Raw genomic sequence first — 4831 nt, forward strand, 5'->3', positions numbered from 1 at the left:
CACCACCGCCGCCGCCGAAGCCGACGCCGCGTCCGGTGCCGAAGCCCGCCCCGAAGCCGAGGCCGCCGGCCCGGCCCGCCCCGGATCCACCGGCGCCGCGGCCGGCCCCGAAGCCCACACCGACGCCGGCGCCGAAGCCCAAGCCGACGCCGAGTCCCGCGCCCACCGTGCATCCCTTGGCGACGAAGGTGAGTTATCCGGCGTACCACCCGCATCCCGTCGCGCACACCGCGCCCGACCACACCACTCCGGTCACCTACGTCCTGCTCATCACCGTTCCGGCGATCGTCGCCGTCGCGGCCCTGCGCCCGCGCTGAAGCGCCGGCCAGCTCACCTTCTGGAGGTATCCGTTGCCGGATTGGCTTGTTCTCGTCCTCGCGATGCTGGCGGCCTGTGCCGTGGTGGTGGTCGTCACCCTCGTACGGAACAAACGGGCCCCCGTGGACGAGGATCCCAGCGAGACCCCGGACGTCATCGAGTACATGACGATGTGGATCGGCGTCGTGTACGCCATCGTCCTGGGTCTGGCCATCGCCGGTGTGTGGGAGGCCCGCAGCTCCGCCCAGGACCATGTGCAGAGCGAGGCCCAGGCCCTGCACGAGATCTCGGAGCGGGTCCGGGTCTATCCGCCGGACGTCCGTGACCGGATCCGGGGCGATGTCAACACCTATGTCGGTTACGTGGTCGACCACGAGTGGAAGACGATGTCCCACAACGAGCGCGTCACCGACCGCGGGGCGCGACTGCTGCAGAAGGTCCGCCAGGACGTCACCGACTACCAGCCGAAGAACGACTTCGAGGCGCAGGCCTACCAGCCGCTGCTGGACCAGATGACCGCCGCGGACCAGGCGCGCAACGCCCGCGCCGACTCCACCGGGACCACCATGCCGCCGGTGGTGTGGTGGGGCCTGCTCACCGGGGCGGCGGTCACCATCGGCATGGTGTTCGCGCTGCAGATCCGGCGCACGAAACGGGAACTGGTCCTGGCCGGGCTGTTCTCCGCGACCATCGCGTTCATGCTGTTCCTCATCTGGGACTTCGACGCCCCCTTCAGCCGGGGCATCGCGGTGACCGCGGAACCGTTCACGAACCTGTTCCCGGGCATCACCGGATAGTCCCCTCTCGCTGAAAGGCTTCGCCCCGGTTCCCGCCAGGGACCGGGGCGATCGCCGTGTCGCCGTGCGCCCTGAGCAGGGGACGGGCCGGAAGACCGCGGGAGCGGCCGACGGGGCGTCAGAACCGCTTCTCGTTCCTGCGCCGCAGCCAGTACACGCCGCCCCCGACGACGGCCCAGGCCACGAGTCCGGCGCCGATCGCCGTGTCGGTCCGTGTGGCACCCGAGCGGGTACCGCCGCCTGCGCCGCCCTCGACACCACCGAGCACGGTGAACGCGGACGGGTGGGTCACACGGCGGCCGTCGCAGTGGGCCGTGATGTCGTACCGGCCGGGACGGGCGTCCTGGTCGATCCTCGGACCGGCGCGCGAGGTGTCGTCGCGGAACGGGTGGAGCTGGGCGGTCGGGAAGGCACGGGAGGAGACCGTGCCGCCGCGGCAGTCGTCGACGGTGACGGTGAGCCGGTCACCGCTCTCGATCGCGCCGGGGGCGGCCTCGATGTTCCGCCTGCCGCCGATGCCGTCACCTCGGCCGCCGTTCCCGGTGTCGTCGCCCCGGCCGGAGTCGTCCCCGCGGGCCGGGTCACGGCCGCTGCCCCCGCGGCCGCCGTCGCCGAAGCCGCGGTTGCCGTTGTCGGTGAAATGGCCGTGGTCGCTGAAGGTTCCGCTGAGGTTGCCGTAGCCCGGGTATCCGCCCCCGTTGCCGTTCGAGGGGCCACCGCCGATGCCCGCGTTGCCGTAGAACGGGCCGTCGCCGTTGCCGTTGCCGTTGCCCGCGTTGCCGTAGAACGGGCCGTCGCCGTTGGTGTTGCCCATGCCGTCCGCGATGGCCACAGGGGCGGCGAGCCCGAGCGTGGCGGCCGCGGCGCACGCGGCCGCCAGGGCACGTTGGTTTCGCATGTGATCCTCCGCGGGAGGCGGCCCGGGACCTGTCCCCGGTCGATCGGCGAGAAAACACCTCCCTGGACGACCGTGGGGCGCGCGGAACACGCCCGCATGTCGAGAATCGTCCGTCCTGGTGAGGCAACACGCCGGGCGAAAAGCACACAATCGGATATTGATGCAGGTCACGGACCGTCAGAAAGTTACTGGAAACGGCTACTCGGATGGCCCACCTCGAAGGCCGCGGGCCACCCGTTCGCCGCTCGACCCGTCGCCCGCCGCGCGCGCGGGACTTAGCGTTTTCTCATGCGCGATGGAGGTGGTAACGGCCGCGTCGAGAGGGACTGGCAGATGTTCGCGTCCGACCTGTCCCAGCTCTCCGAGCTTGCCGAGCTGGCCGAACAAGAGGAGCGGCGCAGGAAGCGCGCCCCATGGGGTGTGATAGCGCTTTTTCTGCTGACCGGCCTGGCGCTCATGCGCAATGGTTCGGGGGAGTTCGACGTCGGTCCGCCGCAGCCCGCTTCGGCGGCGGCCCCGGACACCCGTACCGGCATGGGCACCTTCAGCCCGTCCCTGGCGCCGCTCGCCTTCTCCGTCGTCGACCGGGTCCGGATCCCCGCGATCCAGGTGAACGCGCCGGTCATGCCCGTCGGCCTGAACGCGGACGGCTGGGTCACCGCGCCACCGGCGGACAACGCCAACCTGGCCGGCTGGTTCACCGGTGCGGTCTCCCCCGGCGAGACGGGCACGGCCGTCATCGTGGGGCACGTCGACAACCAGCGGGGCCCCGCCGTGTTCTACGGACTCGGGGCGCTGAAAAAGGGAAACCGGATCGAGGTCCTGCGCAAGGACGGGAAGACCGCGGTGTTCGAGACGTATGGCGTCGAGGTCTTCTCGAAGAGCGGTTTCCCGGCTGACCGCGTGTACGGCTCGAAGGGAACGCCTGAACTGCGGGTCATCACCTGCGGCGGCGGATTCTCCAAGAAGAACGGTTACGACGGGAACGTCGTCGTCTTCGCCCGCCTGGTCGCGGTGAACTGAACCACCGCGGCCGGGTGGGCGAAAGCCCGGGGAAAGGCCCGGAGAACGGTCATACGCGTCGGCGCGGAACCGTCAGGTGATATCCGGAGTCGAGGAGATAGGGCAGCCATTCCCGGATCGCGTGAACGGTCTCCGAGCGGTCGCCCCCCGCGTCATGGGACAGCACCACGACCCCGGGGGCGGCGCCGCTCTCCACCCGGTCGATGATGGTGTCGGCGCCGGGCTCCATCCAGTCGGTGGTGTCGAGCGTCCACGCCATCGGCTCCATGCCCATCTTGGCGCCCAGCTGGAACGCGGCCCGGTTCCAGGCGCCGTAGGGTGCGCGGAACCACTGCGGGCGCTCGCCGCAGGCGTCCTCGATGATGTCGCTCGTGCGCTCCATCTCGGAGCGGATCTCCTTGCGGTGGAGGGTCGTCAGCAGCGGATGCGTCCAGGTGTGGTTGCCGACGACATGGCCCTCGTCGGCCATCCGGGCCACCAGTTCCTTGTAGTCGGCCACGCACTCGCCGCACACGAAGAACATCGCCCGCACGTCGTACTTGGCGAGGGTGTCCAGGATGTGCGGGGTGTAGTCAGGGTTGGGGCCGTCGTCGAAGGTCAGCATCATCTGCCGGCCGCGCCCCGAGATCCGCAGGATGGGCTCCCTGCGGACCTTCAGCTTGCGCGGCGCGGCACGGGGCGGTCCGTCACCGGTGAGCGGCTGCAGCCGGAAGGTGGAACCCTTGAGCGCCTGGCGGGCCTGGGGGCCGGGGACGGGAGCCGGGGCTGCGGTCCCGGTGGTCTCCTGGGAGCGACCCGCCAGGACGCCTCCGGCGGTACCCGCGGCGCCCAGAGCGGCGGCGCCGGCGAGGAGCATCCGGCGCCGGGTGAAGAAATGATCCTTCTGCATGACTCATCAGTCGCCCCAAGGGACTCCGGCACACCGCAGCGACACTGGTGCGGCGGCGGGAATACACCCGGACGGCCGAGTGCGGGGGCGGGGTGGTCCGCCACACGGGGTTCTGATAAGCAGTCACTCCGCAGCCAGTGGCTTGAGCGATATGAGGGGTCGAGCCGAGCTGGTCGCGCACGGGTAAACGAACACGAGGAGGGGCGGCATACCGCGCAGTGCGCTCGCGGTGGCGCTGCTGGCCGTGGCCCAGTTTCTGTTCGTCTTCGACACGACGGGCTTCGCGGTGGCGCTGCCGTTGGTCGCTCGTGACCGGGGGCCGGCCATCGCCGGACCGACCTGGCTGCTGTCCGCGTACAGCGTGTGTTTCGCCGCGCTGCCGGTGCTCGCGGGACCCCTCGGGGGGCCTTCGGGAAGCGGCGGGCGCTGATGTGCGGGCTCGCGCTGTCGCGCCTCGCCGCCGCCGCGCCGGTGGTCTTCTCCGGCGACGCCTGGGTGTTGATGGCCTTGCGAGCGGTGCAGGGGATCGCGGCCGCGGCGATGACGGCCGGTGCGCTGGCTCTGATCGACGCGACGCATCCGGCGGGCCCGGACCGGGACCGGGCACTGAACGTGCACTTCGCAGTCGTCGCCTGTGCCACTCCGGCGGCACCGTTGCCGTGCACCCTGCTGCTGAATGCCGCGGAGTCGGAGAAGACGATCTTCTGGGTGCAGGCCGTCGCCGGGGTGCTGCTGATGCCTCTGGTGCCGGTGGCGCCGGCCGAGTCCGTGCCTGCCCGGGCCGGGGGCCCGGCGCCGGGTTGACGGTGCCGCGCGGGGGTGGTTCCGCTGGGCCTCCCGGCCTGGTTCGCCGACTGCCTCGGGGGCCGGAGCGTGTCGGCGACGACGGTCATCGCCATCGCCGTG

Annotated in this window: 7 protein-coding genes; 5 read left to right on the forward strand and 2 right to left on the reverse strand. The window is 71.1% G+C overall.

Annotation, left to right across the window (positions count from 1 at the left end; all coding sequences use genetic code 11):
• Positions 1-176: 176 nt before the first annotated feature.
• Together M878_RS97300 and M878_RS54925 are read left to right on the forward strand one after the other, a co-directional pair.
• The gene (locus M878_RS97300; RefSeq protein WP_158692636.1) at positions 177-317 is read left to right on the forward strand and encodes a hypothetical protein; all 141 of its coding nucleotides are present in this window, start codon (positions 177-179) and stop codon (positions 315-317) included.
• A gap of 33 nt (positions 318-350) precedes the next feature.
• Positions 351-1115 carry a bestrophin-like domain gene (locus M878_RS54925; protein ID WP_078630190.1) on the forward strand — a complete coding sequence of 255 codons (765 nt, stop codon included), beginning with the start codon at positions 351-353 and terminating at the stop codon, positions 1113-1115.
• 118 nt (positions 1116-1233) lie between these two features.
• On the opposite strand, the gene M878_RS92900 is transcribed toward M878_RS54925, so the two are convergent.
• A complete protein-coding gene (locus M878_RS92900) occupies positions 1234-2013 on the reverse strand; it encodes a hypothetical protein (RefSeq protein WP_023545015.1) in 780 nt (259 codons plus the stop codon).
• 333 nt (positions 2014-2346) lie between these two features.
• Here M878_RS92900 and M878_RS54935 point away from each other — a divergent pair, with 333 nt between their 5' ends.
• A complete protein-coding gene (locus tag M878_RS54935; protein WP_023545016.1) occupies positions 2347-3036 on the forward strand; it encodes a class F sortase in 690 nt (229 codons plus the stop codon).
• 49 nt (positions 3037-3085) lie between these two features.
• Here M878_RS54935 and M878_RS54940 read toward each other — a convergent pair whose 3' ends face one another.
• Positions 3086-3925: a polysaccharide deacetylase family protein gene (locus M878_RS54940; RefSeq protein WP_023545017.1), complete on the reverse strand. Its 840-nt coding sequence runs from the start codon at positions 3923-3925 to the stop codon at positions 3086-3088.
• 229 nt (positions 3926-4154) lie between these two features.
• Between M878_RS54940 and M878_RS54945 the strand changes: the two genes are divergently transcribed.
• Positions 4155-4355, forward strand: a complete 201-nt coding sequence (locus tag M878_RS54945; protein ID WP_023545018.1) for a hypothetical protein — start codon at positions 4155-4157, stop codon at positions 4353-4355.
• Positions 4355-4729: an MFS transporter gene (locus M878_RS54950; RefSeq protein WP_023545019.1), complete on the forward strand. Its 375-nt coding sequence runs from the start codon at positions 4355-4357 to the stop codon at positions 4727-4729. The genes M878_RS54945 and M878_RS54950 overlap by 1 nt, the downstream gene beginning before the upstream one ends.
• The last annotated feature ends 102 nt before the right edge of the window (positions 4730-4831 follow it).

This window comes from Streptomyces roseochromogenus subsp. oscitans DS 12.976 (genome assembly GCF_000497445.1).
GTDB lineage: Bacteria > Actinomycetota > Actinomycetes > Streptomycetales > Streptomycetaceae > Streptomyces > Streptomyces oscitans.

Excerpts from the sequence above, each read along its gene's own strand:
- M878_RS92900 (WP_023545015.1), bottom strand. The coding sequence starts at position 2,013 with ATGCGAAACCAACGTGCCCTGGCGGCCGCGTGCGCCGCGGCCGCCACG.
- M878_RS54935 (WP_023545016.1), top strand. The coding sequence starts at position 2,347 with ATGTTCGCGTCCGACCTGTCCCAGCTCTCCGAGCTTGCCGAGCTGGCC.
- M878_RS54940 (WP_023545017.1), bottom strand. The coding sequence starts at position 3,925 with ATGCAGAAGGATCATTTCTTCACCCGGCGCCGGATGCTCCTCGCCGGC.
- M878_RS54950 (WP_023545019.1), top strand. The coding sequence starts at position 4,355 with ATGTGCGGGCTCGCGCTGTCGCGCCTCGCCGCCGCCGCGCCGGTGGTC.